The sequence below is a fragment of the Sorangium sp. So ce119 genome (assembly GCF_051524405.1).
Classification (GTDB): Bacteria; Myxococcota_A; Polyangia; order Polyangiales; family Polyangiaceae; genus Sorangium; species Sorangium cellulosum_G.
In genome coordinates this window covers 2,830,937-2,854,799 of the sequence record NZ_CP150310.1, presented here as the reverse complement: position 1 = coordinate 2,854,799, position 23,863 = coordinate 2,830,937, and the positions used below count along the sequence as shown (strand labels likewise).

The following is a 23,863-nucleotide window of genomic DNA, read 5'->3' as shown; positions in this document are numbered from 1 at the left end:
CGATGGGGACGGAGCGTATCACGCCCCGTTTGCGCCGATCAAAGTCGCGCGGCGCGCGGCGCGCGGCACACCGGCCACCGGCCCACCGGCCCACCACCGGCGCGCGCGCGCGCTCACGCGGCGCCGGAGCGCTCGTCGAGCAGCTTGATCCCCGCGGCGACCTCGCTGGCGAACGACTCGGCGATCACCCTCGCCTGACCGAACCGGGGCGGGACCTCCCGGGCGGCGCGCGCGAGCGCGGCGACGGCGAGGTCGTGGGGCTGGCGCACGAGGAGGCGGTACGCGAGGCTCCGGCCAGGGGGGGTGGCGACGACCGCGAGCGTCGAGGCCGACCACGCGAACGGCGGGCTCTTCCGCGTGGCGGTCGCGAGATCCGTGAGCGGCGTGCGCGTCAGCCAGAGGGAGAGCGCGTCGGCGAAGTCCGGCGGCGCGAGCCCCGGGATGCCGTGGCCCATGTCGGCCAGCCCGACGCGCCGGGTCTCGACCTCGACGTTGCGGAGCTGCCGCCAGCGGAGCAGCCGCGCGGGCGGGCGCTGGCCACGGAAGCTCGCGCGGCCCGTCCACCAGGCGACGTGCGCGTCCGTGCGGAAGCAGTCGAGCACGCGCGCGAACGTCGCGTGCCGCGAGAGCGCCGTCGCGACGTCCGCCGGCGCGGGCACGAGCTCGCAGAGATCGCGCACGCTCGCGAGCAGGCGGGGGTACCGGCTGCGCGTCAGGGCGCCGGCGAGCTCGTGGTTCGTGAGCTGGAGCAGGTCGTTCAGCGCGGCGAGGAGCGCCCAGTCGGCGGCGACGAGCTCCGGGAGCGCGTCGATCGGCGCGACGAGGCGCGCGACGCGGACGCGCGCGAGGTCGATGCGCGAGCCAAGATCGCGGTCGCTCGCGCTCACGCCGTGGCCGAGGAGGAGCGCGAGCCGGACCCCGAAGGGGCGCACCAGGTGGAGGGGGCCGCCGAGGACGAGCGGGGCGAGCACGCTCGCCTGGAGCTCGACGACGCGCTCGGCGATGGCGTCGGGGTGGGTCATGCCCTGCCGGCGCCCGGCGGGAGCGCCTTCGGCTCGGCGGGCGCGTCGGGCGGCGCGAGGTCGCGCAGCGGCCGGATGCCGACGCCGCCGAGGACGACCTCGGGCAGCTCGGTGGCCAGCGCGGCCGTGAGGCCCGTGGACAGCGCGGCCACCGGCGACCACTGCTGCGCCTCGAGGAGCGCCGCCTCCAGCGGGACGAACGCCTCCTCGGGCACGCCGACCGCGCCCCCGTCGCGCCCGATGAACAGCGCCTGGCCGGCGGGGGCGCCGAGCGCGCGGAACAGCACGGCGGGCGCGACCGCGGGGACGGCGTCGTAGCCGGCCGGGATGTAGAGGCCCGGGTGGACCTCGCGGAAGAACTCGCCGACCGGGATGCCCTCGATGCCGGTCGGGTGGCGGAGGAACGCGCCGGCGGCGGTGAAGGCGATGCGGGCGCGGCGCAGGGTGTCGGGGCCGAGCGCGTAGGCGACGTGCCGGAGGAGCTGCATCTCCTCCGGCCGGATCCACGAGGCCGTGACCGACCGCCACGGCTCGGAGCTCGGGACGAGGCGGAGCGACAGCACGACCGACGCGGGGCGCTGGGCGTCCGCCGTCGCCCGCGCCACCGCGGGCTCGCGGCTGAGCTCGACGCGCGCGAACGCGGAGACGTCCCCCATCGCCGGCAGCTTCCCGATCTCCAGCGCCTCGCGGCCCCTGCCGCGGAAGAGCACGAGGCCCGCCTCGCTGAACACAGGGCAGGCGCGGAGGTTGACCGGGTGCCGGAAGCCGACCTCCACCGCGGCGCCGGGCGCGACCGGGACGAAGTAGCCGAGGCCCGGCGTGCCCGTGAGGAGCGGGACCATCCGGCCGGGGATCGCCGGCACGCGGAAGAGGTACCGGAGGACCGGGGCGTCGTCGAAGCTCGACTCCGGCGGCCACTCGCAGAGGCCCACCTCGGCCTCGACGCTGCTCCGGGAGAAGTAGCGGATCAGCGCCGGGCCGAGCCCCGACTCGGCGAGGATCCAGCGCGGGCCGGGCTCGCGCCCGGCGGCCGGATCGAGGTGCGGCTCGAGCCGGAGCAGCAGCCCGCGCACGTCGAGGCGCCGCTCGACCTCGTACGTCTGCGAGAAGGCGTTGTGGTAGAGCGAGAGCGCGGCGTCGCTCGGCAGGATCTGCGCGACGTCGTACCCGAACGGCGCGGCGGCGTCGCGGTACTGGACGAAGTGCCGGCTCGTCCCCGTGAAGCAGTAGCCGCCCGCCAGACGGGCGATCTCCGCCACGCGGTCGAGCCGGTCGCTGCTCTCCGCCGCGAACAGGAGGGTGACCTCCCGGGCGCCCAGCTTCGATCGGACGATCTCGACGACGAGCGACCGGAGGATGTCCCCGAGCGAGCCCTGCCTGGTGTAGAGCGCGAGGAAGGCGACGAGCCGATCGATCGACGGCAGCAGGACGAGCCCCTTCGCCCCGAGCGCGACGCCCTTGGCATCGAGCCCGAGGCCGGGCGTGCGCAGCCGGGTCTGGTGAACGGCGACGCGATCGAGCATCGAAATGGCTCCCGGCGTTAGCGCAGAGCGCGACCGTAAGAGGAGCCGCCGGATCCGTCAAGGGAAGCCCGGCGAGCTCGATCGACCGGCGACGCAGGGCGCGTCGCGCCACCGCGCCGCCGACCGCGCCGCCGACCGCGGGCGCGGGCGCGGCAAGACCAGAGGCGGGGCGCGGGTGTGTATGTCGCGACCGCGACACTGGAACTGCCATGAACGACGGCGTAGTCTCCTCTCCGATGCGCCCTGTCGGAACACCGCAGGCCCACCCGGCCCGGCGCCCCGAGATCGCCTGTCCGCCGCGCCCGAGCGCCCTCGACGCCCCTCCCGTGGCCCCCCTCGGCTAGCGCATGGACACCGTGCGCATCGAGCCAGCAAGACCGCTCGTCGCGGGCCGATTCCACATCGAGCGCGAGGTCGGCCGGGGCGGCGTCGGCACCGTGCACCGCGCGTTCGACGTGCAGACCGAGCGGTACGTCGCCCTGAAGATCATCACGATGCTCGGCGTCGACGCCGAGGGTCAGGCCCGGCTCTCGCGCGAGGGGCAGATCCTCTCCGAGCTCGATCATCCGGGGATCGTGCGGGTCGTGGCGTTCGGGACGGTGGAGTCGAGCGCGTCGGACGCGGAGGGGCGCCGCATCGAGGAGGGCGCGACGTTCATCGCGATGGAGTGGCTCGACGGGGAGGACCTGGCCACGCGCCAGCGGCGCTCCCCGCTCTCGCTGCGCGAGGGGCTCGAGGTCGGCCGGCAGGTGGCGAGCGCGCTCGCGGCCGCGCACGACGCGGGCGTCGTCCACCGCGACATCAAGCCGTCGAACATCCTCCTGCTGCGCGGGCCGCCGGAGGGGCCGATCCGCATCAAGCTCGTCGACTTCGGGGTGGCGGCGTCGAAGGAGGTCGTGCTCACGACCGACGCGGGCGGCCTCGTCGGCACGCCGGCGTACATCTCGCCGGAGCAGGCGCGCGGCGACGCGACGGTGGACGCGCGCAGCGACCTCTACTCGCTGGGCGCGACGCTGTTCGAGCTCGTCGCCGGCCGGCCGCCGCACATGGGGCCGACCTCGATCGCGACCCTCGTGCGCCTGGCGACGACGCCCGCGCCGCGCCTCTCGGAGTTCCTGCTCGACGTCGTCCCCGCGCTCGACGACCTGATCCACGCCCTGCTGCTCGCCGACCGGGAGCTCCGGCCGAGCTCGGCGCGCGAGGTGGCGGAGAGGCTCGCGGCGCTCGTCGACGAGCCGCACCTGCCCACCCCGTCGCCGCTGCGCGTGAGCGACAACCCGCCGGGGGTGATGGGCACGCGGCTCGTGACCACGATCGTGGCGCTGCACGTGGCCACCGGCGAGGAGCGGCAGCGGGAGCTCGAGGCGCTGCGGCGCCGCGGGGCCGACGCGCTGCCGCTCGGCGCCGACTCGATCGCCGCCCACCTCGGCGTGCGCCAGGCCCACGGCGACGAGGCGTCGCGCGCCCTCGAGCTCGGCCTCGCGCTCGGCGAGCGCGGCGGCCGCGTCGGCGTCGCCTCCGGCCGCATGCGCGTCGACAGGACGCGCTCGGCCGGCGAGGTCGTCGACCGCGCGGTCGCCCTGGCGCGCGAGGCGGGCCTCGGGCGGGTCCTCGCGGACGCGACCACGGTGGAGCTGTCCCGCGGGCGCTACCTGTGCGAGCCCCAGGAGGGCGGCGCCGTGCGGGTGCTCTCGCGCGCGCCGAAGCGGCCCGACGCGCAGACGCCGTTCGTGGGGCGGGACGCCGAGCTCATCACGACCGTCGCCGCGTTCGACCGCTGCGTGGAGGAGCGGACGCCGGTCGTGGTGAGCATCTCGGGGCCGCCGGGGATCGGCAAGAGCCGGCTCGCGCGGGAGTTCGTCGCCCGCATCTCGGATCGCGCCGATCCGCCGCGGCTCGTGCAGCTCCGCTGCGAGTCGTTCGGGCGGGCGCAGGCGCTCGGCGTCGCGACCGACGGGCTGCGTGTCCTCATGGGCCTGCCGAAGGGCGCGTCGCTGGAGCAGGCCGACGACGCGGTGCGCGCGCGGCGGCTGCACCACGGCGACGGCGGGCTCCTCGCGCGCCTGCTCGCGAACCAGCCGTTCCCCGACGGCATCGACCTGCGCGGCGCGCGCGACGCGCTGTACCTGTCGATGACCGACATCGCGGTCGGCGCGGCGTCGATCGAGCCGTGCGCGCTGCTCGTCGAGGACGCGCAGTGGGCCGACCCGGAGAGCGTCGCGTGGCTCGATCACCTCCTCGGGCGCGCCTCGGGCAGGCCGCTCTTCATCATGCTCATGGTGCGCCCGGCGTTCTGGCGCGACCAGGGTCAGCGCTTCACCGGCCGCGACCACGTGCGCGTGGAGCTGCGCCCGATCGCGCGCCGGGCCACGCGCGAGATCGCGCGCGCCGTCTTCAGCGCCTCGGCCGCCGCGCGGCCGGTCGACGACGCGACGCTCGACCGCGTCGCGCAGCAGGCGGCCGGCTCGCCGCTGTTCGCCGAGGAGCTCGCGCGGGTCATCGCCTCCGGCAAGGACGCGGCCACGGCGCCGACCATCGAGGCGGCGATCCAGGTGAGCCTCGACGCGCTCGACGACGGCACCCGCGAGGCGGTCGTGCGCATGAGCGTCTTCGGCCTGTCCGTGTGGGACGTGGGCCTCGCCGAGGTCGGCGTGATCGAGCCCAGGACGGCGCTGAAGAAGCTCATCGCCGCGGAGCTGCTCGTCGAGCAGCCCGCGTCGCGGTTCCCGGCCGCGCGCGAGTACCTGTTCAAGCACGCGCTCGTCCGCGACGTCGCGTACGCCTCGGCCGGCGAGGAGCTCCGCAAGGGGCTGCACGCCGCGGCCGCGCGCTGGCTCGATCGGATGGGCGAGGACAGCGCGACGGTGGCGCAGCACTTCGACCTCGGCGGCGAGCACGAGGAGGCCGCGATCCGCTGGGAGGCCGCCGCGCGGCGCGCGCTCGCGACGAACTCGCTCCGCGACGCGGTCACCATGGCCGATCGCGCGCTCGTGTTCGCGCCCGACAAGCCGACGGCGTTCGCGCGCGCGGTGCTCCTCGAGGACGCGTACTCGCGGCTCGACGCGCGCTCGCCCGAGCGCGACTCGGCGATCCGCGCGATGTGGGAGAACGTCTACGACGAGCCGAGCGAGCTCCGCACGCTCACCGCGCGCGCCCGCTACGACCAGGCGTGCGGCTCCGGGATGGACCTGGAGGAGCGCCTGACGGCGCTGCGCGACCGCGCGCGGGCGATCGATCTCGTCGAGGAGGAGGCGCAGTGCTCGGCCACGCTGGCGCAGGTCCACGCGTTCGCCGGGCAGCTCGCGATGGCCGAGCAGGAGGCGGCACACCTGCTCGATCTCGCGGCCAGGCGGGGGCTCGTGTGGGCGGCGGTCGACGCCTGGCAGACGCGCGCGGTCGCCCACCAGACGCGCGGCGAGCCCGCGGCGGCGCTGGAGGCGCGGCGGAACGCGGCGCGGGCCGCGCGCCGCGCGGGGCTGCAGGAGCGCGAGGCGATGCTGACGATGAACGTCGGCTTCGCGCTCACGACCATCGGCGCGCGGGCGGAGGCGCTCCAGGAGATCGAGGGGGGCATCGCCCGGGCGCAGGCGATCGGCAGCTCCGGGGCGGTGCGGCACGGGCAGATGATCCTGCTCTGCTGGGCGGCGACGTTCGGCCCCGAGCCGCGGCTCGACGCCGAGCTCGCGGAGCCGCGCGCGAGCGCGGACGAGGCCGCGGGGAGCATGTGGGTCGTGCGCGACCGGGTGACGCTCGGCATCCTGTTCTACCGGGGCTGCGAGCTCCTGCGCTTCGAGTCGTCGGGGCTCGCGCGGGCGCGCTCGCTGCTGAAGAAGGCGACGGAGGCCTACCGGGTGACGGAGAACCGCGACGTGCTGCCCGTGGCGCTCGGGTTCTGCGCCGAGGCGGAGCGCCGCTTCGGCGACGCCGAGCAGGCGCGCGAGATCGCGCGGGAGGCGGCGGCCCTCGTCGAGGCGGGCGCGCCGAGCCTGCTCAACGAGGCGCCGATCTACCTGGCGCTCCACGACGCGTGCGTGGACATGGGCGATCTGGAGGGCGCGCGGGCGGCGATGGAGCGCGCGATGCCCCCGCTCCTGCGCCGGCTGAAGGGCCTCGAGGGGACGCTCTACGCGAGTTCGTTCCTGCTCAACCTGCCGCAGAACTCGGCGCTGCTCGCCGCCGCCGAGGCGTACGGCTGCGTGCCGCCGCAGCTCGAGGCGATGCTGAACAGCAGGCCGTAGCGGCGCGGGCGGCGCGCCTGCCGGCCCGCAGCGCGCGGCGCGCTGGGCCGCCGCGCCCGCCGCCAGCGGCGCGCCTGGGGCCCCGCGGCGCGCGTCCGCAGCGGCCACGAGGGCCCGCGGCCCTGCCTGTCACTTCCGGGGCGAAGAGCCGCCCGACCTGGGCGTCGGCGCCTGCGCCACGGGGCGCAGGTTGATGGTCAGCACCTCGTCGCGCGTGAACACCACGAAGCGCGCCTCCGGCGTGTACCCGTCGGCCGCGACCCGGATGCGGTGCCCGGTGCCATCGCGGCTGAACCGCGCGAAGAACGGGTTGCTGGGGAGCTCGACGTCGTCGAGGTAGATCTTCGCGTCCAGCGGCGTGGCGATGATCCGGAGCTCGATGAGGTTGGCGACGGGAGGAGGCGTCGGGCCGGGTCCGGGGCCCGTGCCCGTCGTCTCGACCGGAGGAACCTGCTCCGGAGGAGGTCCCGGCGGCGTCCACTTCATCGTCATCACCGCCCACCCGGCCCCGCCGATCAGCAGGACCGAGAGCACCGCGATCCCGGCAGTCCACAGCGCCTTGCGCCGGGTCGACTGCGTGTTGGCCACCATGATCGTCGGGATCGTCTGGCGGTTCGAGATGCTGTCCTCGCGCGCGCCGTCGTCGCCCAGCGTGTGGTCCGGCACCTGATGGGCGTACTGTTGCGACATCTGCGACATCTGCGACATCTGCGACATCTGCGCGGCCATCTGCGACATCGGCATTCGCTGGGACCACGGCGCGGCGCCGCGCTCCTCGAGCACCGGCAGGACCTCGAACTCCTCCGGACCGTCGGCCGTGTCCGCGTGGAGCCGACCGAGCTGATCGCTGATCGCGGACCGCACCTCCGCGCGGCGGTTCGCGAACGTCTCCCCGATCAGGCGGCCGATCTCCGCCGACGACGGGCGCCGCCCCATGGTCGCGAGGTAGGCCTCGACGTCCTCGCGCATCTGGGCCGCGGTCGCGTACCGGTCCTCAGGCGCCATCGCGAGCGCGCGCGAGCAGATGCGATCGAGCGCCTCGGGCGCCGCCGGCCAGCGCTCGCGCAGCTGCGGGATCTCGCCGAACGTGAGCCGCTGGAGGATCTGCACGTCGGAGAGATCCCCCCAGAAGCGCTCGCCCACGACGAGCTCCCAGAAGATCAGGCCCATCGAGAAGACGTCCGCGCGGCGATCCACCATCGTCGCGAGGGCCTGCTCCGGGGCCATGTACCGGATCTTCCCCTTGACGACGCCGGTGCTGGTGTCCGCGTCGCGCGTCGCCCACTTCGCGATGCCGAAGTCGACGACCTTCGCCTGCCCGTCGTAGGTGACGAAGATGTTGTGGGGGCTGATGTCGCGATGGACCACGTGGAGCGGCTGCCCGTTGAAGTCCATGAGGTCGTGCGCGTAGTGCAGCCCGGCGAGCGCGTCGGAGAGGATCGCCAGGTAGATCGCGCGGTGCCGTGAGGGGTCGAGCTTCCGGCAGATCCGGTCGAGCGAGTGCCCCTCCAGGTACTCCATGACGATGTAGTACTGGTCGTCGATCTGGCCGCACTCGTACGTCTGCACGACGTTCGGGTGGTTCAGCCGCGCGGCGAGCCTCGCCTCGTCGAGGAACATCGCGTTGACCTCGGGCTCGGTCGCGATGCCCGGCTTCAGCCGCTTGATCACGACCAGCTTCTCGAACCCGAGCGGGCCGCGATGCGCAGCGAGGAAGACCTCGGCCATCCCACCCTGCCCCAGCTTTGCGATCAGCCTGTATCTCCCGAAGCCTCTCGCGGACTGCACGGGGAGCCGGACGATCATCGATGACGAGGTCACAGCACCCGATCGTTCGTAAGGATTGCTGACTCGTCAAGCAGACTCATGGAGATGTGCATCCCGACCGACACCCGGGGCCGAGAGCGCACGGCTCCCGGCCCCGGGTGCTCCGATGGTTGAGGAAAATTCCGCTACCTTGGGCCGTTCTCCGCGCGCGCTCAGCCCTCGCCGATGGCGATGCCGAGCGCCTGACGCAGCGCGAAATACTGATCGCTCGTCGAGAAGGTGATGAGCTCCTTGAGCTTGTCCTGGGGCGGGAGATCCCCGGGCTGCTGCGGCTCGGCGGCGATGATCTTCTTGGCGATCTCGAGATCGCCAGAGAGGAGCAGGCCCGCGCGCGCCGCCGTGATGTCGACGCACTGGACCCAGCGCTTGATGTTCGCCTTCGCGCCCTCCGCGAGGAACTTCTTGACCACCATCCGGAGCCCCTCGAGCTGCATGGGCTGCATGAACCCGCGGAGCGTCTGCGCGGTGGCCGTGATCTGCTTCTCGATGTCCTGCGGCACCGGCGTGTCGGGCGCGACGAGCTTGATCCCCGCGAAGAGGAGCACCGTCAGCTCGGTGACCGTCGGGAACAGCGTCTTGATGTAGTGCTCGCCGCGGTACATCGCGAGGTGCTTGCCCACGATGAACGTGAGCTCCTGCGGCGAGAACCCGGTCAAGACGGTCTGCCCCGCGACGGACGCCGGCTGCTCGTTCGCCACCGCCACGAGCGCGCCGGGCACGTCGCTGCGCACGTAGAGCCGCGGCGCCGTGATGCCGAGGACGTTGGCCGCCCAGCCGAACGTCCGGGCGAACGTCACCGTCGAGGTCGCCGGATCCTGCAGGAACCGCTGGTCGAGGACCGGCAGCTCCCTGCGCTGCTTCAGCGTCTCGATCTTCGCCCTGAGCGCGGCGCCCGCGATCATCTCGAAGATCTTGCCGACGTAGAGGTTCTCCTCCTCGTGGAACAGGTTCCTGATCCACTGCTCGTTGTCGAGCCGGCTCTTCGCCTGGATGAGCCCCTGCGGGCGGTAGTCCTCGAAGTACTGCTGCTCGTCCGGATCGGCCTTGCGGAGGAACGCCAGCGCCGCCGCCACGCACCAGGCCTGGTCGTACTGCTTGCCGTCCACGTACAGGCGGTAGAGCCGCTTGTACGGGTCGATCTTCATCGGATCGAGCTTGACCATCGCCTGGAACTCGCCGGTGGCCAGATCGAACTGCTCCGCCTGCTCGTAGAGCTCCGCCAGGATCAGGTGCTCCGTCGCGTCATCGGGCTTGAGCCGCGACGCCATGCGGAACGTCTCGACCGCGGCCGTCCTGTCGCCGAGCCGGTCGCGGTAGATGAGCCCGAGCGCGTGCCAGAGGCTGTACTCGAGGTCCGTGTTCCCCTTGCCGGCGACCCGGTGCAGCATCTTGCGGTACGCCCGCTCGAGCTGCTTCCACTCCTTCTGCGCCGTGAGGATCTTGTTGATGCGCTCGAAGGCCTCGAGGGAGTGCGGGTTCAGGTCCAGCGTGTCGTTGAACAGCTCCACCGCGCGCGCCGGGTCCTCCAGCTTGTCGCGGTAGATCTGCGCCATCGTGTAGAGGTAGCGGCTCTTGCGATCCGGCTGCGACTCGAGCTCGGCGATCTGCTGGAGGCACTCCACCATCCGCTCCCACTGCCCCGTGCGCTGGTAGAGCTGGAGCAGCTTGTGGAGCAGCACGTGGTTCTGCGGCTCCAGCTCGAGCGCCTCCTCGAGGGCCTCCACGCCCTTCGGGATGTTGTTCTCCTTCTCGACCCAGATGTCGCCGATCTCGTTCAACATCCTGAACCGCTCGAGGCCGTCCATGACGTTGTCGAGGATCTGCCGCTTGTACTGGCAGACCAGCTTCCAGTCCTTGAGCCCCTCGTAGACGGAGACCATCGCCTCGAGCGTCGGCCGGTGCGAGGGCTCGGCCCCGAGCGCCTTCTCGAAGTTGTTGACCGCCTGCTTCGACTGCCCCTGCGCCTGCTTGATGCAGCCGAGCTTGTAGTAGACCGTGGCGCGCTCCTCGGTCTCGGCCTCGTCCAGGCTGGTCAGCACCTTCTGGTAGTTCGTCAGCGCGCTCGCCCAGTCGCTGAGCTTGAAGCTGACGTCCGCCAGGCCCCGGATCGTCTCCTGGTCGGTCAGGTCGAGGTTGTGCGCGGCCGTGTAGGCCTTGAGCGCCGCCTCGTCCTTCCCGAGCCGCTCGAGGACCCGCCCGAAGGTCCGCTGCAGCCGGTGCTGCTCTGACCGGTCGCGCTTGCCGCTCTTCCGGACGAGCATCTCCGCGAGCGGCTCGGCCTGGGCCCACCGCTCCGTGGAGACGTACTCGCTCAGGAGCGGCATCGCGGCGTCCTCGTTGTCGGGGTCGCTCTGGAGCGCCATCTCGTACGCCTGCACCGCGAGCGCGTGCTCGCCGAGCATGTCGTCGCGGAGCTTGCCGAGCTCGACGAGCAACCGCGCCTTGGCGCGGGGCGCGTCGGTGTTCATCTGCTCCTGCTCGAGGTAGCGCGCCGCGCGATCCCAGTCGGCCGCGTCGATCGCGATGACCCGCAGCGCCGCCAGCGTCGGCACGTGGGACGGGTCGAGATCGAGGGCCATCTCGAACCGCTCCTGCGCCAGCACCCGCTCGCCGAGCTTCTCGTCGAGCTGCCGGCCGATGCGGTAGTACATCTCGACGCGCTGCTTGCCGTCGGCCGTGAGGTCGGCGACGCGCGTCATGTACTCGATGGCCTTCGACGAGTTGTCCTGCTTCTCGTAGAGCTTGGCCAGCGCCTCCAGGGCCGGGATGTGCGTGTCCTGGATGTCGACGATGTTCAGGTAGGCGTCGATCGCGCGGTCGAGATCCTCGATCTCCTCCGCGTAGACCTTCGCCGTCTGGGACCAGAGCTCGATCTTCTTCTGGCGATCCTCCGCGGCGTTGATGTGGCGGTCGTACGTGTTGATGAGATCATGCCACTGGCGGAGCCTGCGGTAGCAGCGCTCGAGGGCCTCGAGCGCCGGCTCGTGCGACGGGTCGATCTCGACCACCTGCTCGAGCCGCGCGGCCGACAGATCGGGCTTCAGGAACTGCTCCTCCTGGAGGTTCGCGATCTTCATCAGCACGTCGATGCGCTCGCGCTCCGTGGTGACCACGTCGAGCTGCATCTCGAGGACGCGCACGAGATCCGGCCACTGGTGCGTGCTCGTGTACACGCGCTCGAGCCCCCGCATGGCGAGGAGGTTCGAGGCGTCGATGTCCAGCACCTCGCGGTAGACCGCGCCGGCCTTGTCGATCAGGCCGAGCTTGGTCTCGTAGAGGCCGGCGGTGCGCAGCTTCACGGACGCGACCACGTCGGGCTCGGTGACGGCGCGCGCCTTGCGGAGCAGGACGTCGACGAGATCGTTCGACTGATCACGGTCCGTGTAGATCCGCTCCAGCGCCTCGAGGGCCGGCAGGTGGAGCGGATCGACGTCAAGGGCGCGCCGGTAGAAGCTGAGCCCCTGCTCGACCTCGCCCATGTGCTTCTCGAGCACCTCGCCGAGCTCGGTCAGGATCTCCTTCCGGTCGACGTCGGTGACCGCGACGTTGAGGGCGCTGGTCAGCATCTGGCCCTGCTGCTGCCACTGGCCGGTCTTCTTGAGGTAGTTGGCCATCTGGCGCAGCACGGCCACGTTGTTCGGGTCGTACGCGAGGATCTGCTGGTAGTACGGCTGGGCGTACTCGGGGTGGCCGAGGTCCTCCGCGTACCACTTGGCGAGCCGCAGGCAGAGCGTGATCTTCTGGAGCGGCGCCGTCTGCTGCTGCAGCCAGCCGTTCACCGTCTGCACGAGCTCGGGCCAGCGGTTCGTCGCCTGCGCCATGCGCTCGAGGTAGCGGACCGTGTCCATGTCGGAGAAGTCCATCTCGAACGCCGTGAGCAGCGCGTCGAAGGCCTGGGGCTTGTCCTCGAGCTGCTCCTCGAAGACGCGGGCCACCTTGCGGAGGATCTCGGTCTTCTCGTGCACCTCCTCGCGCGAGTCGAGCCGCGCGAGGTAGAGCTCGATGAGCGGCTCGCTGCGCCGGGCCGCGTCGTGGAGCTGCTCGAGCGCCGCGAAGGCCTGGTCGTGCGTCGGCTCGAGCTCCAGGACCTTCTCGTACGCGAGCGTGCCCTTGTCCCTCTCCTCGACCTGGTGCTCCCAGATCTGCGCCACCTCGAGGTACTCGCGCACCTTGTCGGCCGGCGACTCGTAGGCCGCCGCCCGGCCCATCTTGACGTCGATGACCTCGACCCAGCGCCCCTCCGCCCGGAGCAGGTTCTCCAGGGCGGCCATCGCCTCGAAGTCCTTCGGGTCGACCTCGAGCAGCTTCCGCCAGGCGTCGATCGCGTCGTACGACTGCCCGAGGACGTGCTGGTAGGTCGTCCCGAGCTCGCGGTAGAGCGCGATCACGTTCTCGGCCGGCAGGACGTCCCGCGCGCGATCCACCGTCTGGTGGAGCGCGCCCACGATCTGCTCGGGCTCGTTGCGCAGCCGCCAGATCGCCGCGATGGCGTAGAGCGCCTCGAGGTTCGCGTAGTCGATGTCGAGCACGCGCTGGTAGTCGTCGAGCGAGGAGTCGTCGCGGCCGAGCTGCTCGTGGAACAGCTTGGCGCGGCGGAGCAGCACCGCGACGCGCGACTCGTCGTCGATCGCGATGTCGTAGTGCCGCTCGAGGACGTCGCAGAGCTCGGCCCACTGCCCGACCCGCTCGTACAGGTTCGACAGCGCCGCGAGCGCCTCCGGATCCTCACCGCGGAGGTCGAGGACGCGCTTCCACGTCTCGACCGCGCCCTGGACGTCGTTCAGCCGATCGGCGAGCAGGTGCGCCATCTTGGCGCGGATGTCCGCCTCCTGGCTGTCGCCCATCGCGTTCTCGAGCTCGCGCTCCAGCACGACCTTGAGCTGGGTCCAGGCCCCCTTGGTCGTGTAGATGCGCTCGAGGGCGCTGATCGCCTGCTCGTTCGTCGTCTCGAGCTCGTCGAAGATCCGCCGGAAGGCGCGGATGGAGTCGTCGAGCTGGCCGAGCCGCTCCTCGTACGTCTGGCCGAGCCGGAGGTAGAGGTCGACGAGCTCCGGGCGGTCCTCGGTCGCGCGCACCCGCTGCTCGAGCACGCTCGCGAGCTCGGGGTACTGCTCGAGCTGCGTGTAGATCCGGTCGAGGTTGGAGAGCGCCTCCGCCTCGAGCGGCTCGATGCCGAGCACGTACCGGTACGTCTCCTCCGCCTTCGCGACGTCGCTGAGGTCAGTCTCGAAGACGCGCGCCAGCCGCTTGCCGATGCTGGTCTGCACCTCCTTGTCGGCGTGGATGCCCAGCACGTCGGCGTACGCGTTCGCGAGCAGCTCCCAGCCGCCGTCGACCGAGCCGGCGAGCCGCTCGACCTCCTCGAGCGTCTTCTCGTCGCGCGGGTACTCCTTGAGCGCCCGGATGTAGACGCTGAGGGCCCCGTCCACCGAGATGAGCCGCTCCTCGTGGAGCTCGCCCAGCCGGTAGTACATCGCCAGCCGGTCGGACTCCTGGGTGAGGTGCGCGAGCTCCGCCTCGAGGACGCCGCCGAGCTTCTCCCACTCGGCCGCGGCCTGGTAGAGCGGCTCCAGGATCGCGCCGATCTCGATCTGCTTGATCCCGGCCGCGAAGAGCCCCTCGAGGGCCTCCAGCGTGGGCGTGTGCTCGGGGGCCGCGGTGAGCACCTCACGGTACGCCGCGATGGCCGCCGGCAGGTCATTGAGCCGGGTCTGGTGCACCACGCCGAGCCGGTACTTGAACTCGAGGATCTCGTCCGGCGACTGCGCGATCTCCGCCTCGCGCGAGAGGATCTCCACGAGGTCGCTCCACCGCTCGGTCGCGGTGAAGAGGCGGTCGAGCGACGCGATCGCGGCCTGGTTCTCCGGATCGACCTCGAGCACGCGCCGGTAGCGCGCGACGGCGCTGTCGATGTCGTCGAGCTGCGTCTCGAAGATCTGCGCGAGCCTGAGCCCGAGCTCGACGAAGCGCGACGGCTCCTCGCCGAGCCGGCCGAGCTCCGTGTCGTAGAGCGCGGCGACCTGCGGCCAGCGGTTCACCATGATGGCGAGCCGCTCGAGGTTGGAGAGCGACTCCTCGTTGCCGATGTCGCACGTCACCGCCCGCGCGTACGTCTCGAAGGCGGAGAGGTGATCGCTCAGCATCTCCTCCGAGAGGCGCGCGATGCGGTGGAGCAGATCGACCTTCTCGTACGGGTCCTCGGCGACCCGGACCCGGACCTCGAGCACGCTGATCAGCTTCTGCCACTCGCCGGACGCGTCGTAGATCGGCTCGAGCACCAGGGCGGCGCCGAGCGCGTCCCGGCTCCCGTCCTTGATCTGCTCGAGCGCGCGGAGCGTCGGCTCGTGATCCGGCATCTGCTGCAGGAGGTCGCGGTAGAGCTCGATCGCGCGGGACACGTCGTCGAGGTGCTTCTCGTAGAGCTCCGCGATCCGGTACTGGTAGCTGATGCCCTCGGCCGGGTCCGAGGTGATCTCGGCCTCGTGCTGGAGCACGCTGAGCAGCTCGAGCCAGTTCTGCGAGGTCTGGTAGAGGACGTCGAGCCGACCGAGCGCCTGGAGGTCGTCCGGATCGATCTCGAGCACCCGCTGGTAGGTGTCGATGGCGCTCGCCACGTTGCCGAGCTCGCGCTCGTACACCGCGCCGATCTGGTAGTAGATGCGCTTCTTCTCGCCCGAATCGAGGACGAGATCGGCCTTCTTCGCGTAGACCGAGAGCAGCTCCTGCCAGCGCGAGAGGCTGAGATAGAGCTTGGTCAGCGCGTCGATCGCCCGCAGGTCCTCGGCGTCGAGCTCGAGCACCTTGCCGTAGACCGCGATGGCCTGGTCGTGCCGCTCGAGCACCTCCTCCTCGATGCTCGCCGCCTGGAACAGCGCGAGCTTCTTCTCGTTCAGGTCGTCGAGGATGTCCGCCTTCTGCTGGAGGATCTGCGACAGCTCGTTGTAGCGCTCCGACGTCCGGAACAGCCGCTCGAGCGACTCGGCCGCGTGCAGGTTGCGCGGATCGATCTCGAGCACGCGCCGGTAGTGCCCGACGGCGCTGTCCATGTCGCCGAGGTCGCTCTCGTAGATGCGCGCGCTCATCGTGTAGAGCGTGCTCGCGAGCTCCGCGTCGGTCTGCTGCGCCGCCAGCGTCTCGAAGACGCGCGCCAGGTCGGCGAAGCGACCGGTCGCGCGCGCGAGCCGATCGAGCCCCTCCTGCGTCGACTCCGAGGCCGGATCCTGGCTCAGCGCCCGGGCGTAGGTGTCGAAGGCCGAGCTGAGGTCGCCGCCCGCGTCCTCGTAGAGCACGGCGATCTGGTGGAGCAGCTCGACGCGACGGGTCACGTCGTCGCTGCGGCGCACCTGCACCTCGTGCACCCCGATGAGCTTCGTGTAGTCGCCCGACTGGCGGTACAGGGGCTCGAGGATCTCCGCGATCGCGACCTCGTGCTCGGGGAGCTTGCCGAGGCGCTCGAGGGCCTCGAGCGCCTCGACGTTCGTCGGCTCGCGCTCGAGCACCTGCCGGTAGATGTCGATCGCCGAGTCGACGAGCCGCATGCGCGACTCCCGGAGCGCGGCGAGCCGGAGCATCAGCCGGATCTGCGCCTCCTCCTCGACGGCGATGCTGAGCTGCGCCTCGAGGTTGTCCGCGAGCTCCTCCCACATGCCCTGGCGGCTGAAGAGCCCGTCGAGGGCGGACAGCGCGACCAGGCTCGTGTCGTCGATGGAGAGGACCTCGCGGTAGGCGGCGATCGCCTCCTCCGGCTGCCCGAGCCGCTGCTCGTAGACCTCGGCCATCTGCGCGTAGAGGCCCTCGCGCTCGGAGGGCTCGTGCACGAGCTCGATGCGGCGCCGGTAGACGCCGATGAGATCGCCCCAGCGCTCGGTGCGCCGGTAGAGCGCGTCCATCGCCTCGAGCGCCTCCGAGTCGGCCGGATCGATCGAGAGCACGCGGAGGTAGCCGTTCGCCGCGTCCTCGACCTTGCCGAGCCGCTCGTGGATGCTCGCGAGCCGCATCCAGTACTCGCGGCTCAGCCGGGCGTCGCTCAGCGAGTCCGCGATCTCGCTGAAGATCACATCGAGCCGATCCCAGGCGCCCGCCTGCGCGGCGAGCGACTCGAGCTCCGCCCGGGTCTCGGCGTGCGACGGGTCGTCCTTGAGCGCCCGCGACTGCGCGTCGAACGCGCGGCCCAGGTCGTTCAGGCTCTCGGCCGCCGTGCGCGCCACCTTCCGGAGCAGCGAGACGCGCGTCGCCGTGTCGCCCTCGGCCGCCGCGAGGATCTCGAGCGCCTGGATCAGCTTCTCCCAGTCGCCGCGCCCCTCGTAGATCTCCTGCAGGATCGCCGCCGCCTCGGCCCGCAGCGACTCGTTCGAGAGCAGCGCCTCGAGCGCGAGGCGCGCCGCGTCGTTGCCCGGATCGAGGATCAGGATTTCCTTGTAGTTCTCGAGCGCTCCGGCCGCATCGTTCAGGTGCTTCTCGAGGGTGCTCCCGAGCCGGAACTTGAGGTCGATGAGCGCCTGTTCGTCGAGCGGGGAGTCGATGCGCTTGCGGAGCACGTCGACGTACGACTCCCAGTCCCCTTGCTCGCGGTAGAGCTTGTCGAGCGCCGCGAGCGCCTGCGGGTCGGTCGGCTCGTCGTCGAGCACCTGGCGGTACGTCGCGATCGCCCGCGCCGCGTCGCGCAGCTCCCCTTCGTAGAGCTCCGCGATGGCGTAGAGGATCTGCTTTCTCTCCTCGGGCTCGGTGATGATGTCGAGCTTCTTCTCGTAGATGCCGAGCAGATCGCCGAACCGGCCCGTCTCGCGGTAGAGCCGCTCGAGCGCGCTGATCGCGGCCTGGTTCTCGCCGTCCGCCTCGTACACGGCGCGGAACTGCGCGAGCGCCTCGTCGATGCGCTTCACCTCGTCGAGCAGCACGCGCCCGAGCCGGAGCCGCAGATCGACGCCGAGCGCGATGTCCCCCTCGCCCTCGGCGCGCGAGATCGCCGTCGAGTACGCGTCGATGAGCGCGTCCCACCCCTCGGTGGCGCGCGCCGCCCGCTCGACGTCGTCGATGCACTGCTCGTCCTGCGGGGCGATCTGGAACGCGGAGAGGTAGCGCTCGAACGCGCGCTGCGGCTCCTTGAGCCGCGTCTCGTACAGCGCGGCCACCTGCCGGTAGAGGTCGAGCCGGGAGACGTCGTCCTGGTCGTGCGAGAGCTTCACCTCGATCGCGCCGGCGAGCCCCTTCGGGTTGTTCGCCTGCGTGTAGATCGGGATCAGCGCCTCGGCCGCGGCGAGGTGCGAGCCGTCGATCGAGAGCACCTTCTCGTAGGCGCGCGCCGCGCGATCGGCCTTCTGCTTCTGGTTCATCCAGAGCTCGGCGATCTTGACCAGCAGGCTGATCTTGGCGGCGTCGTCGGTCTCCTTCGCCTCCTGCGACTCGAGGACGCGGATGAACTCGTCCCACTTGCCGCTCTCGGCGTAGAACACCTCGAGGTCGTCCCAGCGCTGGAGCTGGAGGTACGCCTTCTTGAGCGCCTCCTGGGCCTTGCGGTCCTGGGGGTTCAGCGCGATCACCTCTTGCCACGCGCGGACGGCGGCCTCGTCGTCCTTGAGGCGCTCGCCGTAGAGCTGCGCGAGCTTGCTGAGGAGCGCGAGCTTCTGCGTGCTGTCGAAGGTCGTGTCGACCTGCTTCTGCAGCACCCGCGCGAACGCCTGGTAGTCCTTGTTCTTCTCGTAGAGCCCGGCCAGCGCGTTCAGCGCCTCGGGGTTCTCCGGGTCGTTCGCGAGGACCTCGTCCCAGAGCTCGATGCAGAAGTCGACCTTCTTCACGCGCTCGGACGCGAGCTTCGCGATCTCGAGGTACTTCGCGGCGCGCTCGCCGCCCTCCGGGAGCGCCGCGGCCTCGCGGCGGAGCAGCCCGATGAGCTTCTCCCAGTCGCGCCGCTTCTCGTAGCTCTGGCGGAGGAAGTCGATCGCCTGCGCGTGCTCGCCGTCGATCGCGAGGATCGCCTCGTAGCACTTCACCGCCTCGGCCGCGTTCGAGAACTTGCCCGAGTAGAGCTCGGCCGCCTTCGAGTAGTTCTCGATCTTCTCGGCGGGATCCGACACCGCCTCGGCGATCTCGATCAGCGTCTTGACGTACTCGTTGTACCGCTTGGCCTGCTCCTGCTTCTGGGCCTTGGCCTTGAGCTCCTCGACCCGACCCGCGGCCTCCGCGGCGGGCGGCGGCGGCGCCGTCGGGCGCCGGCCGACCTCGGAGTCGGCGGGCCTGCTCTCGGCGGGCGCGCGCGCCGGCGGCGCCGGCTCTGCCGCGACCACCGAGATCCTGGCGCCGCCGTCCTCGTCCGACGAGGCGTCGGCCGGAACGTCCGCGGGCGTGCTCGCCCTGCCGCTCACGGGCGCAGGCGCGCTGACCGGCGCAGGCGCGCTGACCGGCGCAGGCGCGCTGACCGGCGCAGGCGCGCTGACCGGCGCAGGCGCGCTGACCGGCGCAGGCGCGCTCACGGGAGCGCGCACGCTGACCGGCGGCGGCGCGCTCACGGGGATGGGCGTGGCGTCCGCAGCGCGATCGACAGGCGCGGGCGCGGGCGCCGCAGCCACGGGCGCCGCAGGCGTGACGGCCACGGGCGCGGGCGTGGGCGCGGCGGCCGTGAGGCGCTCGCCGATCTGCGCCTCGAACGCGCTCACGCTCGGGTGCGTCGGGGCGACCGCCGCGAGCCGCTCGAACCAGCTCCTCGCGCGAATGAGGTTTCCGAGCTGCCGCCAGGCGACGCCGCCCGCCTGCGCGATCATGTACGGGGAGCTGCCGTTCTGGTTAGCGGCGCTCTCCGCCAGCGCCGCGACGCGCTCCCAGTTGCCTTCCTTCGTCCCCCAGAGCTCGCGCAGGTAGGCGAACGCCGCCTCGTTCGACGGGTCGTACCGGAGCGCTTCTTCCAGGAGCTTCGAGCCGATCTCGACGTTCTGGTGCCGCGTGGCCCAGCGGACGCCGAACTTGAACGCCGCCTCGCCGCGCGACACGCCGGAGCGCGCGTCGAGGATGCGGCGCTGCGTCTCCACGATGGCCTGCGGCCGCTCCTCCTCGGCGAGCAGCCCCTCGAACATCGCCGCGGCCTGCTTGTCGGAGGGCGACACCTCGTACGCCCGCCGGAGCAGGTCCTCGAGCTGACCGCGATCGAAGCGCTTCGCGAGCCGCGCCGCGCGGAGCAGCAGCCTCTTGCGCTCGCTCGTGGTCGCGGCCGCGTCGGCCGCGTCGACCAGCTCCGTCATGTGCGCCGCCCACGACGACTGATCGACCTGCATGTCGCCGAGGCAGGCGCGCGCCTCCTCGCTCGTGCCGCCGGAGACGCCGAGCGCACGCGCGTACGTCGCCGTCGCCCGCTCGAAATCGCCCGCGTCGCACAGGACGTCGCCGAGCTCCACGAGGAGCTCGGCGGCCGCGGTCCCCTCCGGGGCGTTCCTCAGCTCGAGCTCCAGGAGCTTCTGGACCATGTTGGTCTTGCCGAGGTCCCAGTAGATGGAACGAGCCGACTCCAGCGCCTCGAGCAGCGCTGGATTCAGCTTGTACGCGTCCTGGAAGTGCTTCAGCGCCTTGACGGCCTGAAGGAACTTCTCCTCGAGCAGCCGCCCGAGCTTCAGGTGATATGCCGCCTTCCGGGTCGCGTCCCCTTCGGCCGCAATCCCCTTCTCGAGCTCCTCGACGAGCCCTTGCCAGTCATGAACCGACTCGAGATGATTGAGACGCTGCGCAAGATCCATTGATTATCGACCCTCGGCCCCGACCTTCGAACGGATTGAAACGCTCACGTGTCCCGCGCGGCGCGCGGCATCACGGCTACTGGCCACCGAGCCGCGCGACGAGCGTGTTCGCCGTCTCGCACTCGGTCTTGAAGCTCGCCGCCCTCGCCCCCTTGCAGGCGCGCGTTGTGAACCCCTTGAGCATCTGGATGGCCTCCTGCTTGCGAGGCGGATCCAGGGTCGCGTACGTGCTCCCAAGACTCCAGAGGATCTGTACGGACTCGGGACCATCCGCCGGCGCGGCCGCCCGGGCGGCCTCTAGCGCAGCCACCATCTCCGCCGTGGCCCCGCGCTCCTGGTAGACCGTCGCGAGCAGGCTGTGGATGCCGAAGAGGTACTTGTCCCCAGGCTTCGCGAACGACTTCGCCTCGTTGAGCACCTGCTCGGCCTCCTTCGTGTAGCCGAGGCGGGTGTAGAGGTCGGCGAGCGCCGCGTAGTAGCGGATCTCGTTCGGGTTGTGCTCGATCGCCTTGGTGAGGTTCTCGAGCGCCTTCTGCTCGTCGTCCGTCCAGAGGTAAACGTTCCCGAGCTGCGAGTAGCAGTCAGCGAAGTTGGGGTCGTTCTCGATACACTTCTGGTAGGGCTCTTTGGCCTCTTCGTAGGAGATCGTCTTCTTCTTCGCCTGCTGCTCCAGCGCCCAGCCCCGCTCGAACCAGTAGTTGGCGAACTTCGGAGCGATCTGCGTGGCGCGCGCCAGCGTCGATGCGACCTTGTCCCACTCCTCCTTCTTCTTGTACGCCATGGCGAGCTTGAAGAAGATGCGGTGGTTTGTGGAGTCGAGCTTGGTCGCTTGCTCGTACTTGTTGGCCGCCCCCTCGGGATTGACGGCGACCTCCTTGTCGGCCTGATTCGCCAGGATGACGGCCTCCTGCCGATGCCGGGAGCAGCCCAGCCCCGCCGCGCTCGCCGCGACCAGCCCAACCATCAAGAATGCCCGAAGCTTCATCTCCTCACCTTTCGAATGAAACCGGCGCCGCCGGCTCCCAAGTGATCGTGGGCGTCGCGTCGCCCCTCTCCAGCATCCCGGGAGCGGTTGCGCCGCTCCGTGTCAGCAACCCGGAGTCGGCTGCGCCGCTCCGTCCCCGCATCCCGGAGCCGGCTGCGCCGCTCCGTGGTGTGGCACCGTCACAAGCGTCCTGAGGTGGCGCGCGTTCAACCTCGCGCGGCGTCGCGAGAATAGGCGGATGCAACCGCGGAAGTCCAGGGCTTCAGATCCCGCTCCCGCGACGGTGTGGACGGCGTTCGGGCGCCGCCCGCCCCCTCCCCTTGCGGCGCGACGCGCGACGACCTGGGCCGCCTCGCCGCCCACGGACGCGCGATGGCCACGGACGCCGAGCGCGCCCGCGGCGTCGGTCGCGTCCGGCGCTCAAATGGCGAACGCCCCGCACGGTCCGTGCAGGGCGTTCGCAGACGCCACGCTCTCAGGCGAGCTCAGCCGCCGGGGCTGAGCATGATCGGGTAGACGACGGTCACGATACCGCCCTCGGGCTGCGGGAACGACAGGCCGTAGAAGGCCCTCACCACGCAGGAGACCACGCCGTTGTCCGGCAGGTCCGAGCCGCCGTTACCCACGTTCGACACCGCGCCGTCGCGCCCGATGACGAAGCGCACCGCGACGCGGCCCTGCAGGTTCGGGTTGTTCCTGAGGCCGTTTTCATAGCAGAGCCGGAAGCGACCGAAGTTCTGGCGCACGATACGCTGGATGACCTCGGGGGGCAGACGACCGCTGACGCTCGTCGCACCCATACGCACCTGCGGCGGCTTGGTGCGATGCGACCCGCCGAGGCGGCCGTGGCCGGAGCCGAAGCCCTGACCCGTGCCGGTGCCGGCGCCGTGGCCGATGGTCCCGATCGAGCCGAGGCCGATACCCTCGCCGCGACCGCCGCCGCCCTCGCCGATGCCGGAGAGGCCGAGGCCGCCGGCGCCGAACGAGTCGCCGATCTGGTCGCCCCACATGTTGCCGCGGGCGCTCAGCGCGTCGTTGCCGAGCGAGTCGTCGCGACCCCACGGCGCGGTCGGGGCGTTCGGATCGCCGCCGGCGCCGGCGTTGAGGAGACCGATCATGCCGAACTCAGCGGCGTCGCGCAGCGCCGCCTGGCGGGCGATGTGCGGATCGGGGTTGTCGGCCGGGCCCTGGACGCCGTAGCGGTTGCCGGTGGCCTTGGTGTTCGGGTTACCCATCGAACCCTCTTCACCCTTGGCGCGGGTACCGGTGCCGCCCTCCTTGTTGTCCGCCGCGTTCTCGGCGACCTGCTCGGTCTCCTTCTCCTCCATCTCCTTCTCGGCGGCGGCCGCGAGGTACTGCTGGATGAGGAACTGCTGATCCGCGGAGATCCCGTCCTCGCCCGTGTCGCCGAGCGGCGGCATGAAGAAGGCCATCGCCGCGAGCAGCCCGAGGTGCACCGCCATCGAGAGGCCGGTGTACAGCAGGCCCTGCGTGTCGAGCTGGAAGTGTCCGGCCACGACGCGGCCCGCGTTCACGGCGGACACCTGGAAGATGATGCCGTCGAGCTCGACCTTCGCCTTCGCGCCGGACGGCAGCGCCATCTGGTAGGCGCCCGAGAGCTCGGAGCACGGCTGCGCGCGACCCTGGTCGATCGCCTGCTGCACCGTCATCTTCGGCTGCCCGGGGAGCTCGATCGTCCCCGTCGCGCGGGGCAGGAGCACCACCGAGACCGAGCCGGTGCGGTCCGCGAGGACGATGGGCGCGCGCGTCGTGCCGAGCTTCTCCGACGGGATGAAGTAGTCGCACTTGAAGTTCTTGCCCTCCTCCTCACCAACGTAGAAGGAGCGCGGCGGGGTGAGGTGCTCGACGTGGAGCACGGCGGCATCCCACAGGATCATGATCTCGACGGACGCCGCCGGGACCTCGACCTCCTCGCTCGGCACGTCCGGCCCGTTCTTCACGAGCGTGTACGTGTAGGAGCCCTCCGGCGCGTCCGGCGGCACCTCGTCGACGGCGGGCGCCGACTGCGCGAACGGGTTGTTGTAGGCAAACGGATCTGCCCCCGCGGTCGCGGCGAACGGGTTCGCCGGCGCGCTAGCCGCGAACGGGTTCGCCGGCGCGCCAGCCGCGAACGGGTTCGAGGGCGCCGCCGCGAACGGGTTCGCCGGCACCGGCTTCGCGGGGCCCGCCGCGGCGGCGACCGCCACCGGCTCGGCGCGCTCCAGCATGATCTTCGTGCCGCCGATCTGGAGCTGATCGCCTGGGCTGATCTTGCACTTGTTGACGCGCGCCCCGTTCACCATCGTTCCCGGCTCGTTGCCGAGATCGATGAGCGTGATGTCCTGCGGGGAGGCGACCTCGATGACCGCGTGCATGCGCGAGGCAAGCTCGTCATCGACACGCAGATGGCTCTTCGCGTCCTTGCCTACCTTGACGATATCCTGCGTGATCGTCTCCCGACGGACGAGCGCCTCGTTTTGGTAGAGCGCAAATGTGAGAGCGACCCTTTGCTTGCCTTCCATCTCCGCCAGCCTTCCCTATGCGCCCC

The 23,863-nt window shown here is 71.3% G+C and carries 7 protein-coding genes; 1 reads left to right on the top strand and 6 read right to left on the bottom strand.

All coding sequences use genetic code 11. From position 1 onward, the window contains the following. Positions 1-113: 113 nt before the first annotated feature. Together WME76_RS10890 and WME76_RS10885 are read right to left on the bottom strand one after the other, a co-directional pair. Positions 114-1,022, bottom strand: coding sequence for a hypothetical protein (locus WME76_RS10890; protein ID WP_437960076.1), 909 nt, complete (start codon positions 1,020-1,022; stop codon positions 114-116). Further along, the gene (locus WME76_RS10885) at positions 1,019-2,545 is read right to left on the bottom strand and encodes a hypothetical protein (protein ID WP_437960075.1); all 1,527 of its coding nucleotides are present in this window, start codon (positions 2,543-2,545) and stop codon (positions 1,019-1,021) included. The genes WME76_RS10890 and WME76_RS10885 overlap by 4 nt, the downstream gene beginning before the upstream one ends. Before the next feature lie 347 nt (positions 2,546-2,892). On the opposite strand from WME76_RS10885, the gene WME76_RS10880 reads away from it, so the two are divergent. Then, positions 2,893-6,783, top strand: a complete 3,891-nt coding sequence (locus WME76_RS10880; RefSeq protein WP_437960074.1) for a serine/threonine-protein kinase — start codon at positions 2,893-2,895, stop codon at positions 6,781-6,783. A 129-nt stretch (positions 6,784-6,912) separates the two neighbouring features. Here WME76_RS10880 and WME76_RS10875 read toward each other — a convergent pair whose 3' ends face one another. From WME76_RS10875 to WME76_RS10860, 4 genes are all read right to left on the bottom strand, one after another. Next, a complete protein-coding gene (locus WME76_RS10875) occupies positions 6,913-8,571 on the bottom strand; it encodes a serine/threonine protein kinase (RefSeq protein WP_437960073.1) in 1,659 nt (552 codons plus the stop codon). A 191-nt stretch (positions 8,572-8,762) separates the two neighbouring features. After that, a complete protein-coding gene (locus WME76_RS10870) occupies positions 8,763-20,330 on the bottom strand; it encodes a tetratricopeptide repeat protein (protein WP_437960072.1) in 11,568 nt (3,855 codons plus the stop codon). A 76-nt stretch (positions 20,331-20,406) separates the two neighbouring features. Continuing rightward, positions 20,407-21,315 (bottom strand): tetratricopeptide repeat protein, encoded by a 909-nt coding sequence (locus tag WME76_RS10865; protein ID WP_437960071.1) that lies wholly within the window; start codon positions 21,313-21,315, stop codon positions 20,407-20,409. Positions 21,316-21,800: 485 nt separating this feature from the next. Then, positions 21,801-23,837, bottom strand: coding sequence for an AgmX/PglI C-terminal domain-containing protein (locus WME76_RS10860; RefSeq protein WP_437960070.1), 2,037 nt, complete (start codon positions 23,835-23,837; stop codon positions 21,801-21,803). Between the last annotated feature and the right edge of the window lie 26 nt (positions 23,838-23,863).